This is a genomic window from Tissierellales bacterium, assembly GCA_035301805.1.
Lineage (GTDB): Bacteria > Bacillota > Clostridia > Tissierellales > DATGTQ01 > DATGTQ01.
On sequence record DATGTQ010000079.1, the window covers coordinates 40,466 to 62,696 of the forward strand.

Genomic DNA, 22,231 nt, shown 5'->3' on the forward strand with positions numbered 1-22,231 from the left:
TATATAATTATAAAAGAAAGTGGTGTTTTATGAGTATTATTGCTATTAGAGGAGCAATTACGGTAGAACAAAATAATAAAGCTGACATTGCTAAAAACACAAAGGAACTTATTCAAAAAATAGAAAAGGAAAATAATATAGAAAAGGATAAGGTAATAAGTATTATATTCTCTGTAACTAAAGATTTAAATGCGGATTATCCAGCAAAAACTGCAAGGGAGCTAGGCTATATTCATAGTGGTTTAATGTGTTTTAATGAAATGGAAGTTTCAAATAGTTTAAGAAAATGTATAAGAGTAATGATATTATATAATGAGGAAACTTCCCAAAGTAATGTAAAACACGTTTATTTGAAAGAAGCTAAGGTATTACGTCCAGATTTATCTTGATGAAAATTATGCAACAACCACCACAAGGTGGTTATAATTTTATATAGGAGGAAATACAGCATGAAAAATAAATTTTCTATTGCAATAGATGGTCCTGCTGCTTCTGGCAAAAGCACTATGGCTAAAATTATTAGTAAAAAATTAGGACTAGAATATATTGATACAGGAGCTATGTATAGGGCATTAACATTAAAAGTTATAAGTGAAAATATTGATTTTTCAAATATACCTTCTATTGTTAGCCTATTAGAAAATACTAAAATTGATTTCTCTAACAATCATATTTATTTGGATAATGAAAAAGTAGACAAGCAGATACGAAAAAATATTATTAATCAAAATGTTTCAAATATATCAAAGATTAAACAAGTAAGAAGTATAATGGTTAAAAAGCAACAGGACATTGCTAAAGAGAAAAATGTAATTATGGATGGCCGTGACATTGGAACAATAGTATTACCTAATGCTGAGTATAAATTCTTTGTATTAGCCTCTATTGAAGAAAGAGCTAAAAGGAGACACTTAGAGCTAATAAAGAAGGGTGAAAAGAGTGTAAGCTTTGAACAAGTAAAAGAAGAAATAGCTATAAGAGATAAAATTGATAGTAATAGAGAAGTTGGGCCTTTATTAAAAAGTCCAGATGCTTATGAAATTGATACAACTAACAAAACTATTGATGAATCTGTAAAAAAAATACTTAATATTATTGAGGGGGATAATTAATTGACATTTTATAAAGTTTGTAGGGGAATTTGCAATGTTTTATTTAGAATCTTTTTCAGATTTAAGGTAATCGGGAAGGAAAAAATACCAAAGGATGGCAAGGTTATAGTCTGTGCTAACCATATAAGTCTTTTAGACCCAATTGCATTGGCTATATCAATTCCAAGGCCTATAAACTTTATGGCAAAAAAAGAACTTTTTGAAAATAAATTTTCTAAATGGTTAATAGGAAATTTAGGGGCCTTCCCCGTAGATAGGGAAGGTTCAGATTTATCGGCAATTAGAAATTCTATGAAAGTATTAAAAAATAATGGCATATTAGGCATTTTTCCAGAGGGTAAAAGAGTTTATGAACCTGATATTAAAAATGCAAAACCAGGCATAGGTATAATTGCTGTAAAGGCACAGGCACCAGTAATACCTATTTATATAGATTCTAAATATAGGATTTTTGGTAAAGTATTGATTAAAGTTGGAGATCCAATAAAAGTTGATAAATATCATAAACAAAAAACTACAGGTGAAGATTATAAAAAACTAAGTGAAGAGATAATGTACTCAATTTATTCACTTAAGTAGAATAGGGGGAAATGTTTTGCAAATTATTTTAGCAGACCATGCAGGCTATTGTTTTGGTGTAGATAGGGCTATAAATTTAGCCCTGGAAACAATAAATAATTTTAGTGAAGATACAAATATTTATTCATTAGGTCCATTGATACACAATAAACAAGTGGTAGCTCACCTAAAGAATTTAGGTTTAGAAGTTATAGAAGAAATTTCTAATGAAGGTAAAGGTAAAATAATTATTAGAGCTCATGGCGTTCCATATGAAATTCAGCAAAATGCCGAAAAAAAAGGCTTTGAGGTTGTTGATACAACTTGCCCTTACGTAAAAAGTGTCCATAATAGAGTGAAGAATTATCAGGAAAAAGGGTATAAAATAGTTATTATTGGTGATTCTAATCATCCGGAAGTGATAGGAATCAATGGATGGTGTAACAATGAAGCTGAAATTATCAATAATATTGAATATGCTAATAGTCTAGATGAATATGAGAAAATATGCGTTGTTTCACAAACTACTAATACTAAAGAAAAATTTGAAACCCTCTCTGAAATAATTAAGGACAAAGGTAAAGAGGTCAAAATTTTTAACACTATATGTAATGCTACAAAACTTCGCCAAGATGCTTGTAAAGATGTAGCTCAAAAAGTAGATGCTATGGTTGTAATAGGTGGATTTCATAGTTCTAATACTAATAAATTAGCAGAGGTAGCAAGAAATTATTGTCCTAGTGTATACCATATTGAAACAATAGAAGATTTACCTTTGCAAGAGGTACTAAAATTTAATACAATAGGAGTAACTGCAGGTGCCTCTACACCTGATGTCATAATTAAGGAGGTTATAGATACAATGAAGAATTCAAATAATAATATTGATGATCAAGAAATGTTGGAAGCAATAGAAAATTCTTTTGTTAGTATTCATCGCGGAGATGTAGTTAAGGGAGAAGTTATAACAGTAACTAATAATGAAGTTATGGTAAATATTAACTATAAATCAGATGGTATAGTTTCTAAAGGAGAGCTTTCAAATGACCAAGATATAAATCCTAAAAGTCTATATAAAGAGGGAGATACTGTTGAGGTCTATGTAATAAATTTGGATGATGGCGAAGGTAACGTTCTACTCTCAATTAAGAAAGTTGATAATATTAAAAATTGGGAGAAATTAGAGGAAATATACGAAAATAACGGGGTAATAGAGTGCAAAGTAACTGATATAGTAAAGGGTGGAGTTATCGGATTAGTTAATGAAATAAATGGATTTATACCTGCTTCTCATTTATCGACTAATTATGTTAAAGATTTGAGCAACTATAATGGTAAAGTATTTAATGTAAAGATAATTGATTTTGATAAAGAAAAAAATAGAATTATATTATCGAGAAAAAATGTAGAACTAGAAGAATTAGAGAAAAAAAGAGAAGGTCTATGGGAATCTTTAGAAATTAATAAGACTATTAGTGGAGAAGTAAAAAGATTGACAAACTTTGGTGCTTTTGTTGATTTAGGTGGTGTAGATGGATTAATTCACATATCGGATCTATCTTGGTCAAGGATTAATCATCCTTCAGATATTTTAAAAGAAGGTGAAGAAGTTAAAGTAATTGTACAAGATTTTAATAAAGAAAAGAATAGAATCTCATTAGGCTATAAGCAAAAGTATCCAAAACCATGGGATGTATTTATTGAAAACAACAAAGTAGGAGATATTGTTGAAGGAATAGTAGTTAATCTATTAGATTTTGGAGCATTTGTACAATTAAAAGAAGGAGTAGATGGATTAGTTCACGTTTCTCAAATATCAAATGAGCATGTCCATAAGCCAAAGGATGTTTTAAGTAAAGGTGATAAAGTAAAAGTAAAAATAATTGATATAGGAGAAGAAGAAAGAATAAGTTTAAGTATAAAAGAGGCTATCCAAAAAGATATAGAAGATAAAGGTAAATATAATGATGAAAATGAAGAGCCAGAAGTTACTATTGGTGATATGATAAAGGATAAAGAATAATTAATTGGGGTTTGATGTATAAAATATTTAGTTATGGTAATAATATTATTGACCTCACAAACTACATCAAGACCCCCTTTATAATGATTCTGTGGTATTCTTACCACAGAACTTTTTTTATGCTAAAATATAATTTTTTTACAATAAGATTGTTTAGTTTCTCTAAACAATCTTATTGTATGTTATACTTATAGTATCTTAATTAACAAAGGGGGGGTTATATTGGATACAAAAAAGTTTTTGCAGAAATTAAGTAATGCTTATGGTATTTCTGGTTTTGAAAGTGGTTTAAATGATATTGTTATATCGGCAATGAAAAACTATACTGATGATATTCATGTTGATAATTTAGGTAATATTTTAGCAGTAAAAAAAGGTACAAATAATAAAGAAAATTTAAAAGTCATGTTGGCCGCTCATCTTGACGAAATAGGCTTAATTGTAACTTATATTGAAGAGAATGGATTTATTAGATTTTCTAATATAGGTGGAATTGATCCAAGAACATTATTAAGTCAAGAAGTAGTAGTACATGGAAAAGAAGATATTATTGGAATAATAGGAGCTAGGCCACCCCATTTTCAATCTTCTGATAGGGCTAATAAAACAATAAAAATGGAGGATATGACTATTGATTTAGGTCTATCAAAAGAGGAAGTAAAAAGAGTAGTAAAAATTGGAGATCCAATTACAATAAGGCGAAATTTTGCAAGTTTACAAGGTGAAAGGGTTACAGGCAAAGCATTAGATGATAGAGCTGGTGTAGTGACTTTATTAGAATGTGCTAAAGAATTAGAAAAGATAGTTCATGAAGTAGATGTATATTTTGTTTCCACTGTGCAAGAAGAGGTAGGAGTTAGGGGAGCTTTTACCAGTACTTATAGTATAAATCCTGACATAGGTATAGCCATCGATGTAGGCTTTGGAGCCACTCCTGAATTGCCAAAAAAAGATACCTTAGAAATGGGCAAGGGGCCAGGAATTACTTTAGGTGGAAATATACATCCAGGACTAAGAAAGCATATAGTTAAGTTAGCTGATGAATATAATATTCCCTATCAAATGGAAATCGCTCCTGGAGCTACAGGTACAGATGGATATGCCATACAGATAACAAAGGCTGGCATACCTACATTATGTATATCAATACCATTAAGGTATATGCATACTTCAGTTGAAATTATAGATATGGTAGATATAAGAAATACCGCTAAATTATTATCACTATTTATAAGTTCTATAACTAGTGATAACTTGGAGGGATTCCTATGTTATTAAAAAAATTAACAGAAGCTTCTGGCGTATCTGGAAATGAAAGTGAAGTTAGAAATATTATTATAGATGAAATAAAGGATTATGTAGATGATATAAAGATAGATAATATTGGGAATGTTATTGTTTACAAAAAGGGAAAAGTTAATGCCCCTAAATTAATGGTTACAGCTCATTTAGATGAAGTTGGACTTATGGTAGTTAATATAGATGATTCTGGCCTTCTAAAGTTTGTGCCTGTGGGAGGTATAGATAAAAGAGTATTAGTTTCAAAACCAGTGAAAGTTGGAAAAGATAAAATACAAGGTGTTATAGGTGCAAAGCCTATACATTTACAAAAACGTACTGAATGGGAAAATGCTTTAGATATTGAGGATTTATATATTGATATAGGTGTTAATAATAAAGAGGAAGCAGAAAAATTAGTTTCTATAGGAGATTATGTAACATTTGATACTGAATCCTTAGAATTTGGCAATAATTTAATTAAAGCTAAAGCATTAGATAATAGGGTAGGTTGTAGTTTACTTATAGATTTGCTAAAAGAAGAGTCAAGTTTCAGTTATTATGGGGTATTTACGGTTATGGAAGAAGTAGGTCTTAGGGGAGCTGGTCCTGCTGCCTTTAGTGTAGAGCCAGATGTAAGCATTATATTGGAAGGTACTTTGTGTTCTGATATGCCAAAAGCTGAAGTTTATGAAATTTCAACTGTTTTAGGAGATGGGCCTGCTATTTCATTAATGGATAGAACTACAGTTTATAATATTAAACTAAGAGAAAGAATTGTATCTATAGCTAAGAAAAATAATATACCTTATCAATATAGAAAAACTACTTTTGGTGGAAATGATTCTGGGAAAATTCATTTAGCTAAAGAGGGCTCTATAACTACAACAATTTCTGTACCTTGTAGATATATACATTCACCTGTTTCTGTTATGTCAAAGGATGATTATGAAAATACTTTTAAACTTTTAAAGGCAGTTTTGAAAGATATAGAAGGGGAGGGTTTATAAATGAATTTTAACGGTCAGCTACTTAATGATTTAACAAATGTTTATTCACCATCTAGTAATGAAGATAGAATAAGAGAATTTATTGAAAATGAAATAAAAGACTATGTAGATGAGGTTGAAGTAGACGCTTTAGGAAACTTAATTGCAAGAAAAAAAGGTAATGGTAAAAAAATAATGTTAGCTGCTCATATGGATCAAATTGGACTTATGATAACTGCTATTGATAAAAAAGGGTTTTTACGATTTACAAATGTAGGTGGCATATCGCCAGATATTTCATTGAGTCAAAAAGTCGTTTTTGAAAATGGTACTGTTGGAGTTATATATACAGAGCCTATGGAGGATTCATCAAGGATAGAACTTGATAAAATGTATATAGATATTGGAGCTTTTAGTAAGGAAGAAGCAGAGCAAAAGGTGAAAATAGGAGATATTTGTGTTTATAAATCTGGTTATGAGGAAAATGAAAATGTTGTTTTTTCACAATGTTTAGATGATAGGGTAGGATGTTATGTATTAATAGATACTATTAAAAATGTTAAAAAGACTAATAATGATTTATACTTTGTTTTTTCAGTTCAAGAAGAAGTAGGACTTAGGGGTGCTAAAACTTCCGCATATAGAATTAATCCAGACATGGGAATTGCTATTGATGTTACAGGTAGTGGAGATACACCAAAGGCTAAGAAATTTGCTATAAGTTTAGATAAAGGTACAGCAATTAAAGTAAAGGATAATTCCATACTTGCTCACCCTAAGGTTAGAGAATTAATGGTAGAAGTAGCCGGGGAAAAAGATATTCCATATCAAATGGAAGTGTTAGAATTTGGGGGTACAGATTCAGGTGCCATCCATCTTACAAGAGAAGGAATACCTTCAGGGGTAATTTCTATTCCTACTAGGTATGTACATTCTACTATAGAGATGGCCTCCAAAAATGACATAGTAAATTCAATTAGGCTTTTGACAAATCTTCTTGAAAAAGAAATATAAATTAAAAACTTAAGGGACTGAGACTTTCAGTCCTTTTTTTATAAAAATTAGAATTTAAAGCCTATAAAATTCGATAAATTGACAAAATATCTACTTATACGATTTTGTTTAGAATAATTTGTAATATTATATTGAAATTTAGAATAAAAAACTTAAATAGGATATAAAGGAATTTCAAGTTTTTTGACGAACTTATAATTAACAGGGATTTAAAGGGGGAAGAAAAATGTTGGATACACAAAAACATTATACTATTTCTGAAGCTGCAGAAGTTACTGAATACCCTCCACATGTTCTAAGGTATTATGAAAAAGAATTTGAGCTAGATATTCCTAGAAATGAAGCCAATCATAGATATTATACCTTTCAGGAAATTGAAATATTTCAGTATATAAAGGTTCTACAAGAAAAGGGTTTCAGTAACAAACAAATTAAATTAATAATTGAATCGCCGCAATTAGCCTTAAATGAGGAGGAAAGTGCAGCTTTAACAAATATAATGCCTAGGGACAAAATAGAACCGGCGAAATTATCGAAGGAAATAAGTGGATATCTTCAAGAAGAGTTTTTTAATGAACTGGAAGCTGCTTTAGATAAAAATGCTGAAGGAAGTGATAAGCTTCTTGAGGAATTGAGGGATGAGATAACTAAATTAAGAAATGAATTGAATAATAGTGAAAGGGATGTACTGATTTGTGAAAATGCTAAACTTAAAATGAAGGTTAAGCAAAAAACCTATGAAAATTTAGAACTTAAAGAAGAAATTAATAAATCTAAAAATAAACAGAACCCTTTAAAACGTTTGTTTAAAAAACCATAAAAAATTTTGCAAGACATGAATTTTAACTTGCATAGCAACCTTTTATATATAAAAAAAGAATGAAATATTGCAATAAAATTATAACTAGTATTCAATTATCAGAAAATACTGTTGATTTTATTTGTTGAGCATGGTATAATTTAGATAACTAATATATAAGGGGTTGACTGTTATGGATTCAAAAAGTATAAATAGTAAGAATATTTCTCCTACATATAATCATAACCATAAAAAATGTGGTGCTGTAACTTGTATAAATAATGTTCAAGGAACTTGTAGTTTTAAAAAATGTGATTTATATGAAAACGTACTGATACAGGAGGATTAACTACTTAAAAAATAAATATTATATAATTAAATTGAGTAGGTGGTAAAAATATAGAGTTTACTACCTACTCAATTTAATTATTGTATAAAAACTAACTATGATATAAAAGCTTATAAAAACTAATGATTGTGATATAATGGTATAGAAATAGTTGAAAGTAAGAAACAGGAGGTACAGTAATGAATTTAGATAATATAAAAAACGATAAAAAATATACGATTTTAACTTTTGGTTGTCAAATGAATGAACATGATTCTGAAAAAATCTCTTGGATTTTAGAACAAATGGGTTATAGATTTACAAATGAAATAAAAGATAGCGATATTATTATATATAATACTTGTTTAGTAAGAGAAAATGCAGAGCTAAAGGTTTATGGCCAATTAGGAGCATTGAAGCATTTAAAAAACCAAAAGCCTGATATGATACTAGCAGTATGTGGTTGTATGATGCAACGTAAAGAAATTAGAGAAGTTATAGTGGAAAAGTATAGCCATGTTGATATAATATTTGGAACTAATAATATTCAAAAATTGCCTCAATTAATAAACAGGCATTTACAAACAAAAGAAACTATAGTTGATATTGTTGAGGATACTAGGGAGATAGTAGAGGATATTGATGCAAATAGAAAATACGATTTTAAAGCCTTTACTAATATAACATATGGATGTAACAACTTTTGCTCCTATTGTATAGTACCTTATACTAGAGGTAGGGAAAAGAGTAGAGAACCCGAGGCCATAATAAAAGAAATAAGCAATTTAGCCAAAAAAGGTTATAAGGAAATTACTTTATTAGGACAAAACGTTAATTCCTATGGTAAAACATTAAATAAAGACTATAGATTTCCACAGCTTTTAAGAGATGTAAATAAAATTGATGGTATTGAAAGAATTAGATTTATGACATCTCATCCTAAGGATTTATCCGATGATTTAATATATGCAATGGCTGAATGTGAAAAAGTTTGTGAGCATTTACACTTACCGGTTCAATCAGGGAGCAATAGAATTCTAAAACTGATGAATAGAAAGTATACAAAAGAAGACTATTTAGCTAAAATAGAGAAAGTAAAAAGTATAATTCCTAATATTTCTATAACTACTGATATAATTGTAGGATTTCCTAGTGAAACAGAAGAGGATTTTAATGAAACCTTAGATTTAGTTGAAAAAGTAAAATATGATTCAGCTTTTACTTTCTTATATTCAATTAGAGAGGGAACTCAAGCAGCAAAAATGGAAGAACAAATTCCCTATGAAGTTAAGCATCAAAGATTCCAAAGATTATTAGATAAACTATATGTTGTTATGTATGATAATAATTTAAAATATAAAGATAAGGTAGTTGAGGTTTTAGTAGAAGGTACTAGTAAAAATGATGATACTGTATTGAGTGGAAGAACTAGAAGTGAAAAATTGATACATTTTAGTGGTGACAAAGATTTAATAGGCAAATTAGTTAAAGTAAAAGTTACTGAAGTTAAAACTTTTACTTTAGAAGGTATATTAGTTTAGAAGGTAATTAGTATAGTAATAAACAGCTGGAGGGATTTAGTTGAAAGAAATGACACCTATGATGAAACAATATATGGAGATTAAATCTAATTATAAAGATAGCATACTTTTTTTTAGGTTAGGTGACTTTTATGAAATGTTTTTTGATGATGCATTAATCGCTTCTAGGGAATTAGAAATTACTTTGACACAAAGGGGAATAGGCCAGGATAAGAAGGCACCTATGTGTGGTGTGCCTTATCATGCAGTGGAACCTTATATTGCAAAATTAATTGATAAAGGTTATAAGGTTGCAATATGTGAACAACTTGAATCCCCATCAGAAGCTAAAGGTATTGTTAAAAGGGATGTAATTCAAGTTGTAACTCCTGGTACTATAACGGATATGAATGCTCTAGATGAAAAATCAAATAATTTTTTAGCCTGCATATATCATGATGAATATGGTGCAGGTATATCATATGTTGATAATTCTACGGGAGAATTATATACTACTGAACTTTTAGGAAATGGACAATCTACATTAAATTTTGTTCTAGACGAAATAGGAAAAATACAACCTTCGGAGATTATTTTAAATAATAAGCTGAGAAGAAAAAATAAAATAATTAAAATAATACAAAATAACATTAATTCCTATATAAATGAATATGATAATCAGTTAATAAATATAAAGTTTTGCAAAGATATTATTGAAAATAATTTTGATGATAATGTATTTGAAAAGTCAGGTATAAATAGAAAAAAGTACAGTGTTTTAGCTACTGGAATTCTTTTAAACTATTTAAAAGAAACTCAAAAAATTGCCCTTACTCATATTAATGAAGTTATATACTATAATTTGGATAATTATATGGAACTAGATATAAATACTAGAATAAATCTTGAAATTAATGAAACTATTATGGGAAAAGGTAAGAAGGGTAGTTTAATATGGCTACTAGATAAAACATCTACTGCCATGGGAGGTAGATTGCTAAAAAATTGGCTGGAGCAGCCATTAATTGAAAAAGAACTTATAGAGGAAAGACTTGATATTGTAGAAATCTTTTCTAAAGATGTTATTTTAACAAGTGAAATTAAAGAATATTTAAAGAATATTTATGATTTGGAAAGATTGATGGGGAAAATTACTTATGGTAATTGTAATGCAAGAGATTTAATTTCTTTAAAAAGTTCATTGGAAGAATTACCTAAGATAAAGAAGCTTATTATTGATTCAGGATATGCCCCATTAAATAAATTAGCAGATAAAATTGATACCCTAGATGATGTATTTAATTTGATTGATAATTCTATAGTAGACGAACCACCTATATCTATAAAAGAAGGCGGAATAATTAAAGGTGACTTTAATGAAGAACTAAGATCACTAAAATCCATTTCGAAGAATGGTAAGGAATGGTTAAGTAATTTAGAACAAGAAGAAAAAAAGAAAACAGGGATTAAATCATTAAAAATTGGATATAACAAACTTTTCGGTTACTTTATAGAGGTAACTAAATCTAATTTAGAATTGGTGCCTGATGAATATATTAGAAAGCAAACATTAGTTAATTCTGAAAGATATATAACTCCTAAGTTAAAAGATATGGAATCAACAATTTTAGGTTCTGAAGAAAAAATGATTGATTTAGAATATAAAATTTTTGTAAATATTAGGGATAGAATAAAGAAGGAAACGGCAAGAATACAAAAAGTAAGTAAAATAATATCTAAAATTGATGCTTTAAATTCTTTAGGATATGTGGCATATACGAATAATTATGTTAGACCTAGTTTAAACAACGATGGCTTTATAGATATAAAAGAAGGTAGACATCCAGTAGTTGAGAAAACTTTAGAGGAAGAATTATTTGTTCCTAATGATACAGTGTTAGATAATAAAGATAGTAGATGTTTAATAATTACTGGTCCTAATATGGCTGGTAAATCAACGTATATGCGACAGGTAGCACTTATAACACTAATGGCTCAGGTAGGTAGCTTTGTTCCTGCTAAAGAAGCTTCTGTAGGGCTAGTAGATAGAATATTTACTAGGATAGGTGCATCTGATAACTTATCACAAGGTGAAAGTACTTTCATGGTTGAGATGAATGAAGTATCTAATATAATTAGCAATGCTACTAAAGATAGTTTAATAATATTAGATGAAGTAGGTAGGGGAACTAGTACCTATGATGGACTAAGTATTGCTTGGGCAGTTGTGGAATATATAGCTGAAAATATAAAAGCTAGGACTTTATTTGCTACACATTATCATGAGCTAACTGAACTTGAAAATAGACTTCCAGGAATTAAAAATTATAATATTCTTATAGAAGAACAAGGTGATGAAATTATATTCTTAAGAAAAATAGTAGAAGGAAGTACTAATAAAAGTTATGGTGTTGAAGTAGCAAAACTTGCTGGTATAAATCAAAGTATTATTATGAGGGCCAATGAGATATTAAAGAGTATTGAATTTAGTCATAAGGAAAATCAAAACATAGAAATAAAAGATAGTAGTAACGAAAACACTCAATTAAACCTTACAGATTATAAAAAGGATAATTTAATAGAGAAGATTAAATATATAGATACAGTAAAAATGACTCCAATAGAGGCCTTAAATATTCTTCATAAATTAGTAGAGGAAGCAAAGGAACTTTAGGAGATGATAAAGATGAATAGGATAAAAATACTTGATGAAGTTACTGTTAATAAAATTGCAGCAGGTGAAATTATAGAAAGACCTGCCTCTATAGTAAAAGAGTTAGTTGAAAACTCAATTGATGCAGGGGCAAAAAACATTGTAGTAGAAATTAAGGATGCTGGTAAAAGTTATATAAGAGTAACAGATGATGGAAAGGGCATTCCTAATGATGAGGTAGATTTAGCTTTTAAAAGACATTCTACAAGTAAAATAGAATTTATAGAAGATCTTAGTGAAACTATATCTTTAGGTTTTCGTGGAGAAGCCTTAGCTAGTATATCTACAGTAAGTAAGATGGAAACTTTAACAAAAACGAAGGATAGTTTAAAGGGTAGCCAATTATATATAGAAAATGGCAAAGTTATAGAAAAAAATATAGTTGGATGTCCCATAGGTACCACAATGATCGTTAAAGACCTATTTTATAATATACCTGTTAGAAAAAAATTTTTAAAGAGTAATATTACTGAATCTAAACATATAAGTGATTTAATATATAAATTGGCCCTTGGTAACTCAAATATATCATTTAAATATATTAAAGATGATAGGGTTGTAATAAATACACCTGGGAATAATGATTTATCTTCAAATATTTATTTATTACTTGGCAAAGAATTTGTTGAGAATTTAAAGGAAGTTTATTATGAAGATGATGTTTCGAAAATTTATGGGTATATTTCAAATAATATTTTTTATAGAGGGAGTAGGGCTCACCAATATGTTTATATTAACAATAGATATATAAAAAGCCATCATATATCAAAAATTGTAGAAGAGAAGTATAAAACATTAATACCTATTAATAAATTTCCAGTGTTTATATTATTTATAGAAATTGATCCTATGTTAATAGATGTAAATATTCATCCAACCAAACAAGAGGTAAAAATTGAACAACAATATATGTTAGATGTAGCAATAAATAAATGTATAAATTCTGCTATTCATAGTTTATACAGTGTACCAAAAGTTGAATTATCTAAAAAGAAAAAAAAGAAGACAGAATATGAAGATATTACATTTTTAGATATACCAAAAGAAAATATGAATAGTAGTCAAAAGGATGAAAAAAAGCCAGTAGATGAAATTAGAGATTCTGATGAAGATTACAATGATTATAATAATAGGTATGAGAATATAAATTATAAAAATATAGATAATAATAGCAATAGCTATAATCATGCAGATTATGAGGATGTAGACTATAATAATATAAATTATGAAGATGTAGATGATAACAATCTATATAGTCAAAATAAAGCTGAAGATAGTGTTGAGAAAAAGAGTATAAGTAGGGAATGTAAAAGGGATAAAAATTCAATAGATAATCATGATTTAAAAACTAAATCCAAGGGAGATAAATTTCCGTTATTAACAGATTTAAAAATAATTGGCATTGCGTTTAAAACCTATATAATTACTCAAGATAATACTAATGATAGTTTGTATATTATAGACCAACATGCTAGCCACGAAAGAATATTATATGAAAAGTATAAAAAGGAATATAAAAATGAAAAGGTTATAATTCAAAAAATGTTAGCTCCTGAGATAATAGATTTAACTGATCAAGAATTAAGTGTTTTTAAGGAGAACATAGATTTGTTTCGTAAATTAGGTTTTGAAATAGATGAATTTGGTATGAATAGCATAGCTTTAAGGGGAGTGCCTGTATTGTTTGGTAAACCTAATTATAAAGAATTATTTTTTGATATATTAGATAATTTTAATGAAGATATAGAGAGTAATTATGAAATGAGATTAGAGAAGATAATGAAAATTGCTTGTTCTAACGCTGTGAAGGCCGGGGATGAAATCACGGAAATAGAAGTATATAACTTATTTAAACAACTAGAGGAAATAGAAAATCCATATACATGTCCTCATGGCAGACCAACTATTATAAAAATGACTAAGCAAGAGTTAGAGAAGCAATTTAAAAGGATTATGTAAAAGGATTATGTAAAAGGTTTATGTATTTATGTAAAGGATGATTAAATGACAGTTGAAAAAATACCTTTATTTATTCTTTTAGGGCCAACTGCGGTAGGAAAAACAGGTGTTTCAGTTAAGATTGCTGAAAAGTTAGAGGGAGAAATTATTTCGGCTGATTCTATGCAGATATATAAATATATGGATATTGGAACGGCAAAGATTAAAGAGGAAGAAATGAAGGATATTCCACATTATATGATAGACATTGTTTATCCAGATGAAGAGTTTACTGTAGCAGATTATAAAGAAGCTGCTACAGAACATATAGAGGACATATATAATAGAGGAAAGTTACCGATGATAGTAGGAGGTACAGGGTTTTATATTAATTCACTAGTATATCAATTAAGTTTTACTCAAGTATCTCCAAATTATATATTGAGAGATAAATATTTATCATTGGCTGATAAGTATGGGAATGACTATATTTACAATCAGCTAAAGGAAGTAGATCCTAAGTCGGCTAAAAGAATCCATAAAAACGATAGAAAAAGAGTTATAAGAGCCTTAGAGATATATAATGAAACTGGTAAACCTATGTCAGATTATTATAAAGATCTCCGAAGGCCAAATAATAAATATGATTTAACTTTAGTTGGACTAAGCATGGAAAGGGCAAGATTATATTCAAGGATAAATAAAAGAGTAGAATTAATGATAAAAGAAGGACTTTTAGGAGAAGTAGAGAATCTATTAAAAATGGGATATGATAAAAGTTTAACTTCTATGAAGGGAATTGGTTATGAAGAAGTTATTAAATATTTTGAAGGAGAGATTAGTTTAGAAGAAGCAATTAACTTAATAAAACAAAACTCAAGAAGACTTGCAAAAAGACAGTTAACTTGGTTTAGAAGGAATAAAGATATAAAGTGGATAGATATTGACAAATTTACTGGTTCATATAATATAGAAAATGATATTATAAATTATGTAAAGAAAAAGTAAATAATTAAATAAAAGAATTAAATAATAATAAGGGAGGTTGTCAATTTGAAAGGCCCAATGAATCTTCAAGATGTTTTTTTGAATAGAGCTAGAAAAGAGAGAGTAGGTATTACGGTTTTTTTAGTAAATGGATATCAGCTAAAAGGTATTGTTAAAGGTTTTGATAATTATACATTAATTCTTGATAGTGAAGGAAAACAACAATTAATTTATAAACATGCAATATCAACAATAGTACCAAGTACAATTATAGATTTAGCTAATAAAGATACATTATAGAATGGAAATAATATAATCATAAAAGACCTGGGATTAATTCCAGGTCTTTTATGATTAAACTAATAATATTTTACAATATAATTTCTATGTAAACCTTTAAAATTGTCTATATAGTCCTATAACTAAACCTAATATTAGTACGTTATCAGTATATATTGGCCCCATAGAAGAATTTTCTGGTTGTAATCTTATATAATTTTCTTCTTTAAAAAATCTTTTAACTGTTGCTTCTTCATCAATTAAAGCAACGACAATATCACCATTATTCGCATAATTTTGTTGTTTCACTAGAATATAATCGCCACTATATATACCAGCATCAATCATACTATCCCCTTGAACTTTAAGCATGAAAATGTCTGCATCTTGAGTAAATTCTTTGGATATAGGGAAAGTGCTTTCTATATTTTCTACAGCCAAAATAGGTTTTCCAGCAGTAACACAGCCAACAACTGGTACAGAAACAATATCTTGTTTTGAATTTAGATAGTTTTTATCAGTTATTTCAATAGCTCTTGGTTTAGTTGGATCTTTTCTTATATATCCTCTTTCTTCAAGGGCTTCTAAATGCCCGTGAACAGTCGAAGTAGATTTAAGGTTTACTCCTTTACATATTTCTCTTACAGAAGGAGGATAACCTTTAATTTCAACTTGTGACTTAATAAAATTAAGTATCTGAAGTTGTCTATCACTTAAGTCTTTATACACGTATATCACCCCTTATATTTACTTTATTTATATGATTATACCATATTAATATTTAAACATCAAACATTAGTTCTAATTTGAATTATTATGGTCAGCAAGTGGATTGCTCTTTACAGCAGTTCTAAGACGTTGGTCATCAATGTGAGTATATATTTGGGTTGTAGAAACATTTTCATGTCCTAAAATTTCTTGCAACGCTCTAATATCTACATTACCATATTGATACATTAAAGTTGCCGCTGTATGTCTTAGCTTATGGGCGGAATAGACAGTAGGATCTAACCCTGCTATCTTTAAATATTTATCTATTGCATGCTGAACAGCTCTAGTACTTATTCTGTTTTTTCTTTTACTTAAAAATAATGCTTTTTTATCATTATTTTCTTCAGGTCTAACCTTTAAATAGTCATCAATAGCAGAAATACAAGAGTCATTTAAGTATATAGTCCTTTCTTTATCTCCTTTTCCTACAACGGCTAAAGTGTCACCTTTTATCTTATCAATATCAATACTAACAAGCTCTGACAATCTTAAGCCACAGTTTAAGAAGAGGGTGAGGATAGCATAATCTCTTTTTCTATAGTACTCATTTTTATTAGTGTTAACGGCATCTAGAAGTTTTGTCGCTTCTTCTAAAGTGAGGAAGACAGGTTGTCGATTTTTAGTTTTAGGGAACTCTAAGAAATCTGCTGGATTTTTATCTATAACATTTACAATGCCATAAAGATAAGAATAAAATGATTTAATACTAGCAACTTTTCGAGATTTAGTATAATTACCATTATTCATATTTTTATCTACATAACCAATATAGGCATGAAGGTCCTGTAAGTTAATTCTTTTGATGAAATCAACATCAATATCAGTGATGTCAATATCCTCAAAAGGAATAGAGTCATCAACTAATCGATATCTAAGTTTAAGGTATTTGAAGAAAGTTCTTAAGTCATAATAATATTCTTTAACAGTATTTGAGGAAGCACCTTTAATAGTCTCCATATAATTCAAAAAATCCTCTGCAATAATAGGTAAATCTCTCATGAAAATCATCCTTTCTATAATTTTTAGTACTTTTACTATAATTATATCATATGTTAGTCACAAAATACATATTTTGTGACTAATGATAAATAGATAAAAAAATAAACGGTAAATAGACCGTATTAAATAATTATAGTAATCATTTAAATATCTTAACTATTTAAAAAGTAATAAATATTGCTTTATATTAAAATCTAATTAATTTTTATATCATCTTCAATCTTAGCTTTCGCTTTAAAATTTAATTCTAATTTATTCTTTATTGCATATTACTTTGTTTTTTAACAATTGCTACTATACTTGAGATAGCTATTATAGTTATACAAGTTATCATAGCTATTAAAATTTTATTCATTTCCTCACCTCATGTTGTTATTTTTTTAAATATAGGATATAATAAAAATAGAAGAGATTGCAGGATAAAATTAGTTGAACTATCTTTTAAATAGGCTGCGTGCTGTGAACACGAAGTCTATTTTTTTGTATCTTTTTCTCCTTGCTTCATATTAAAGTCTATTTCATTTTTGGCATTATCTTTTACTTCAGTTTTTGTTTTAAATTCTAACTCCAGTTTGTCCTTATTGTATATTGTAATAGAAGCTATACCTACTAGCGCTACTATTGTCATACAAAATATACCCCACAGCATAACTGTTTCTCTTTCCATATCACCACTCTCCTCTTTTGCGCTCCTGCAATCTCTTCATATTAGATAAAATAGGAAGAAAGAGTGGTTTTTTGGCCTAATTCAACTAATCCCTTATGTTTATTATACCATATTTTAGACAAAAATTAGTTGATTATTTATCATTGTTAGATTATTTTTATACCTCAAGCTTAGGTTATTTTGATTCATCATTTATTTTATCTTTGAAATTAATTATTAAACATTTCCATTAAACATATAACAAATATTATTTATATATAACTATATAGTATTTAAATAGCTTCCTAAGTAATGTATCCGCTGTTAATTTCCTATAAAATCCAGGGCGAAATATTATAAAAGCAAATTATAAAAAAGCGGTCTTTAAAAGGTGGCAATTTTGGACTTAAATACATTTTGAATACAATAACATTCTTAACAATATAAAGGCTCCTAAATCGTATGTTTAAAGCATTAAACCACAAACTGGAATCTTATAACTTTATAAAGTTCAATAAAATGCGATTTATATTGTTATTATTATAAATGTTCCATTTTACACCAAATTTATGTTGGAAACTATAAAGTTTTTATAAATAAATTATTTTTCAGATAACTTTATTAATTGAATTAAAATCTTATTATCTAATACTTTATATAATAAGATTTTAATTTTAGTATAATTTTAATATCTTAAAACTAATGTTCTAAATTATAGCTTAACTATTAGGATGAAAAATGTATTATCATGAGTAAATATATTTTAGTTAACATAATTTTATTATGTTAACTAATTCAATAATTCAAACATAGGTTTACATAATAAAGTTATGTTAACCTATGTTTGAATTGCTTATAGCCAACAATATCCATTGTTAATTAATCAAACTCAATTAAATCATAATTATTTTCTAAGCTATCAATGAATAAAACTTTTTTATTTAGCAAATCTCCTTGTTTTATTAGCAGTTTTATTACTTCTGAAACTTCCATTGATGCAATTAATGGAACTATAAAAGAAAGGTTTCCCAGACTCCCTTCTATCCCTTTCTTTTCTATAGTATCTTCTGGATATAATTTATTTAGTATATCATCTCCAGGCAAGATAGTAGTAACCTGACCATAAAATCCAGCTATAGCTCCATGTATCATTGGTATATCTAATTGTTTAGCTTTTTCTTGTAATAATAATCTTACTTTAATATTATCAAGAGCATCTACTATAACATCATGCCCCTTTAAAATAGTAGATGCATTTTTTGCAGTTAGCATTTTATCTATTGCCGTTACCTTAATTAATGGATTTACTAGCTCCATCCTTTTTTTTGCTTCAATAGCTTTATTTTGACCTATATTTTTAGTATGACATAAAACTTGTCTATTTAAATTTGTTTCATCAAAAACATCTCCATCTATAACAGTAAGGTTTCCCACTCCAATTCTCCCAAGTAATTCAATAATATATCCACCTAATCCTCCACAGCCAACAATACAAACTTTACTTTCATTTAAAATTTTATTTTCCCCTATAGACAAAGCATTCATATTCTTAACATATCTTTTGTCAATATGCTTTTTCATAATATCACCTAATTATCCTTATTATAATAACCTTATTTTATATCTAAATAAAAAAGAACCCCTTTATATTTGTAGCATATATAGCGGTTCTTTTTCCTTTAAAAGTATCCTTAGATAAACGTATTTACCTTGTAAAACTTTATTATCTTTTATTATAATATTATATATTTTTTTATTATACTATTATTACCAATTCTATTTTAATTCTCTTTAAACTTAAATCTCTATTAATTTTCCTCTACTATATCCTTTATTCTCTTTAATCCTTCTTTAATATTTTCCATAGATGTTGCATATGAAAGTCTTATATAGTCGTCATCACCAAAACCCATTCCTGGAACAACTGCTACATTACCTTTATCTAATAATAAGTTTGCTAAGTCTAAGGAACTATTTATTGTTTGTCCATTAATAACTTTTCCTTTTAACTCTTTAAAATTAATCATAATATAGAAAGCACCTTCAGGTTTTTTGCAGCTTAATCCTTTAATAGAATTAACAGCTTTATTCATATAATTTCTTCTTTCTTCAAAATGTTTTTTCATTTCTAAAACGTTTTCTTGTTCTCCTGTTAATCCTTCAATACTTGCATATTGAGATATTGAGCATGGGTTAGAAGTAGTATGACTTTGAATATTACTCATAATTTTTGCTATATCTCTATGTGCAGCAGCATATCCAATTCTCCAGCCAGTCATAGCATATGCTTTAGACATCCCATTTATAACAATAGTTAAATCCTTTATTTCATCACCAAGATTAGCTATACTTACATGTTTTAGATCATCATATATTAATTTTTCATAAATTTCATCAGAAATTACAAATACATTATTTTCAACAGCCCAATTAGCAATTACACCTAATTCATCTTTTGTATAAATTGCACCTGTTGGATTACTTGGACTGTTTAAAATTATTGCTTTAGTTTTATCTGTCAATACATTATTTAAATCATCAACATTAAATTTAAAACCATTTTCTTCTTTAGTTTGAATAAAGACAGGTTTTCCCCCTGCAATTTTAACCATTTCAGGATAGCTAACCCAATATGGTATAGAAATTATCACTTCATCTTCTGGGTTTAGTATTGCCATTAATGCATTATAAATTGAATGTTTTGCACCACTTGAAATAATAATATTTTCAGGTTCATAAGTTAAATTATTATCCTTTTCTAGCTTTTCACAGACCGCTTTTTTAAGTTCTGTAATTCCAGAAGCAGCTGTATACTTGGTTAAGCCTTTCTTAATCGCTCTTATTCCTTCTTTTTGAATAGATTCAGGAGTGTTAAAATCTGGTTCACCTGCGCCAAAGCTTATAACGTCAATTCCTTCTGCTTTCATAGCCTTAGCTTTAGCAGTAATTTCTAATGTTACAGATGGTGATATTTCTAAACCCTTTTTAGATAAATTCATATGCATACCTCCATTTTTATCATTTTAATTTATGTTAAATATTTATTTATCTATCTATCCCATATATATCCATTAGAACATTATTAATAATGTGTAAGGAATCCTCAAAAATTGGTTTATACATTAATAGTATTACTTTATAATGCTCATACCCTTTATCAGTAATTTTATATCTTCTTATAGATCTTTTATCAGGTTCATCCCACCAACCTGTTACATAACCCTTTTCCTCTAAATCTCTAAGTAAAGGATAAACCATTCCTGGACTTGGTTCCCACTTACCATCAAGTCTAGTTTTTATCTCATCTATAATTTCATTTCCATAATAGCTTCTTTCTTTAAGAAAGTGTAAGATATAGAGTTTTACAAAAGAGGTTGTACTAATTTTAGCAGGAAACTGCCTATTTCGTTCCCCTTTATATGTTGACATTTTGTATCCTCCTTTTCATTTCAGGAATATTATTTAAGTTTACATAATACTTTCCTAGTAAACAGTCTCCATCTTTAAAATTACCATGCCAATCTGAACCGCCAGTAGCTATCAAATTAAATCTTTCTGCTACTTTAATAAAATCTAGTACATTTTTATTAGAATGTTTAGGATGTATAACCTCTATACCATCAATTCCAGACTTAATACAGTGATTTATTATTTCTTTCTGATCCAATAAACCAGGATGAGCAAGACTTACAAGACCATTTTCACTATGAATAAGTTCTACAACTTCCTCAATTCTTAGTTTATAGCGTTCAACATAAGCTGGTTTTCCTCTATTTAAATATTTTCCAAAGGCTTCATCCATTGAATTTACATATCCTTTATCTATTAATGCCCTTCCTATATGAGGCCTTCCAATATAATCTTTTCTAGCATGTTTTATTACATCATCAATAGTAATTTTAATTCCTAGATTATTTAATTTTTTAATTATTTTTTCTCCTCTTGTTACTCTTGCATCTTTCAACCCCTTAGTTAAGGATAACATATTTTCTGAGTAATAATCAAAAAAATATCCTAATAAGTGGACTTCTTCATCTAAATAGACACAACCAAATTCAATTCCTGGGATAATATAAAAATCATTGTATAATTTTCCCCTCTTTACAGCAGCTTCAATTCCTTCTAGTGAATCATGATCAGTAATAGCAATACCATCAAGACCAGATTCAACTGCCATATCTACAGCTTGGGAGGGGGTATATGAACCATCAGAAAAAGTAGTATGTAAATGCAAATCTGTTATCATTAGAATTCACTCCCTATTCATAGGATTATAA

21 protein-coding genes are annotated in these 22,231 nt (G+C 28.2%); 14 read left to right on the plus strand and 7 right to left on the minus strand.

Annotated features, from left to right (window positions below):
- Nucleotides 1-29: 29 nt before the first annotated feature.
- The 14 genes from aroH to hfq all read left to right on the plus strand — a co-directional run bounded on the left by aroH (nt 30) and on the right by hfq (nt 15,559).
- Nucleotides 30-389 (plus strand): chorismate mutase, encoded by a 360-nt coding sequence (gene aroH, locus VK071_03580; GenBank protein ID HLR34394.1) that lies wholly within the window; start codon nt 30-32, stop codon nt 387-389.
- A 60-nt stretch (nt 390-449) separates the two neighbouring features.
- Nucleotides 450-1,112, plus strand: coding sequence for a (d)CMP kinase (cmk, locus tag VK071_03585; GenBank protein HLR34395.1), 663 nt, complete (start codon nt 450-452; stop codon nt 1,110-1,112).
- Nucleotides 1,113-1,691 carry a lysophospholipid acyltransferase family protein gene (locus VK071_03590; GenBank protein HLR34396.1) on the plus strand — a complete coding sequence of 193 codons (579 nt, stop codon included), beginning with the start codon at nt 1,113-1,115 and terminating at the stop codon, nt 1,689-1,691.
- A 16-nt stretch (nt 1,692-1,707) separates the two neighbouring features.
- Entirely contained in the window at nt 1,708-3,693 is a 1,986-nt protein-coding gene (locus VK071_03595) for a bifunctional 4-hydroxy-3-methylbut-2-enyl diphosphate reductase/30S ribosomal protein S1 (GenBank protein ID HLR34397.1), read from the plus strand.
- 222 nt (nt 3,694-3,915) lie between these two features.
- Nucleotides 3,916-4,971, plus strand: a complete 1,056-nt coding sequence (locus VK071_03600; GenBank protein HLR34398.1) for a M42 family metallopeptidase — start codon at nt 3,916-3,918, stop codon at nt 4,969-4,971.
- Nucleotides 4,962-5,981: a M42 family metallopeptidase gene (locus tag VK071_03605; protein HLR34399.1), complete on the plus strand. Its 1,020-nt coding sequence runs from the start codon at nt 4,962-4,964 to the stop codon at nt 5,979-5,981. The genes VK071_03600 and VK071_03605 overlap by 10 nt, the downstream gene beginning before the upstream one ends.
- Entirely contained in the window at nt 5,982-6,974 is a 993-nt protein-coding gene (locus VK071_03610; protein ID HLR34400.1) for a M42 family metallopeptidase, read from the plus strand.
- Between the two features lie 226 nt (nt 6,975-7,200).
- Complete coding sequence (locus tag VK071_03615; GenBank protein HLR34401.1) at nt 7,201-7,794, plus strand: MerR family transcriptional regulator; 594 nt, start codon at nt 7,201-7,203, stop codon at nt 7,792-7,794.
- 172 nt (nt 7,795-7,966) lie between these two features.
- Nucleotides 7,967-8,122, plus strand: a complete 156-nt coding sequence (locus tag VK071_03620) for a hypothetical protein (protein ID HLR34402.1) — start codon at nt 7,967-7,969, stop codon at nt 8,120-8,122.
- A gap of 179 nt (nt 8,123-8,301) precedes the next feature.
- Nucleotides 8,302-9,642 (plus strand): tRNA (N6-isopentenyl adenosine(37)-C2)-methylthiotransferase MiaB, encoded by a 1,341-nt coding sequence (miaB, locus tag VK071_03625; GenBank protein ID HLR34403.1) that lies wholly within the window; start codon nt 8,302-8,304, stop codon nt 9,640-9,642.
- 49 nt (nt 9,643-9,691) lie between these two features.
- Nucleotides 9,692-12,295 carry a DNA mismatch repair protein MutS gene (mutS, locus tag VK071_03630; protein ID HLR34404.1) on the plus strand — a complete coding sequence of 868 codons (2,604 nt, stop codon included), beginning with the start codon at nt 9,692-9,694 and terminating at the stop codon, nt 12,293-12,295.
- A 12-nt stretch (nt 12,296-12,307) separates the two neighbouring features.
- Nucleotides 12,308-14,293 carry a DNA mismatch repair endonuclease MutL gene (mutL, locus tag VK071_03635; protein HLR34405.1) on the plus strand — a complete coding sequence of 662 codons (1,986 nt, stop codon included), beginning with the start codon at nt 12,308-12,310 and terminating at the stop codon, nt 14,291-14,293.
- 45 nt (nt 14,294-14,338) lie between these two features.
- The gene (gene miaA, locus VK071_03640; GenBank protein HLR34406.1) at nt 14,339-15,280 is read left to right on the plus strand and encodes a tRNA (adenosine(37)-N6)-dimethylallyltransferase MiaA; all 942 of its coding nucleotides are present in this window, start codon (nt 14,339-14,341) and stop codon (nt 15,278-15,280) included.
- Nucleotides 15,281-15,337: 57 nt separating this feature from the next.
- Nucleotides 15,338-15,559, plus strand: a complete 222-nt coding sequence (hfq, locus tag VK071_03645; protein ID HLR34407.1) for an RNA chaperone Hfq — start codon at nt 15,338-15,340, stop codon at nt 15,557-15,559.
- A gap of 96 nt (nt 15,560-15,655) precedes the next feature.
- On the opposite strand, the gene lexA is transcribed toward hfq, so the two are convergent.
- The 7 genes from lexA to VK071_03680 all read right to left on the minus strand — a co-directional run bounded on the left by lexA (nt 15,656) and on the right by VK071_03680 (nt 22,200).
- Nucleotides 15,656-16,267, minus strand: a complete 612-nt coding sequence (gene lexA / locus VK071_03650; GenBank protein HLR34408.1) for a transcriptional repressor LexA — start codon at nt 16,265-16,267, stop codon at nt 15,656-15,658.
- A gap of 72 nt (nt 16,268-16,339) precedes the next feature.
- Complete coding sequence (locus tag VK071_03655; GenBank protein ID HLR34409.1) at nt 16,340-17,308, minus strand: tyrosine recombinase XerC; 969 nt, start codon at nt 17,306-17,308, stop codon at nt 16,340-16,342.
- A 472-nt stretch (nt 17,309-17,780) separates the two neighbouring features.
- A complete protein-coding gene (locus VK071_03660; GenBank protein HLR34410.1) occupies nt 17,781-17,975 on the minus strand; it encodes a hypothetical protein in 195 nt (64 codons plus the stop codon).
- Nucleotides 17,976-18,833: 858 nt separating this feature from the next.
- Entirely contained in the window at nt 18,834-19,535 is a 702-nt protein-coding gene (locus VK071_03665) for a HesA/MoeB/ThiF family protein (protein ID HLR34411.1), read from the minus strand.
- Between the two features lie 227 nt (nt 19,536-19,762).
- Entirely contained in the window at nt 19,763-20,953 is a 1,191-nt protein-coding gene (locus VK071_03670; protein HLR34412.1) for a pyridoxal phosphate-dependent aminotransferase, read from the minus strand.
- Nucleotides 20,954-20,999: 46 nt separating this feature from the next.
- Nucleotides 21,000-21,383, minus strand: coding sequence for a PadR family transcriptional regulator (locus VK071_03675; GenBank protein ID HLR34413.1), 384 nt, complete (start codon nt 21,381-21,383; stop codon nt 21,000-21,002).
- The gene (locus VK071_03680; protein ID HLR34414.1) at nt 21,370-22,200 is read right to left on the minus strand and encodes a PHP domain-containing protein; all 831 of its coding nucleotides are present in this window, start codon (nt 22,198-22,200) and stop codon (nt 21,370-21,372) included. Before VK071_03680 ends, VK071_03675 begins: the two co-directional genes overlap by 14 nt.
- Nucleotides 22,201-22,231 lie beyond the last annotated feature (31 nt).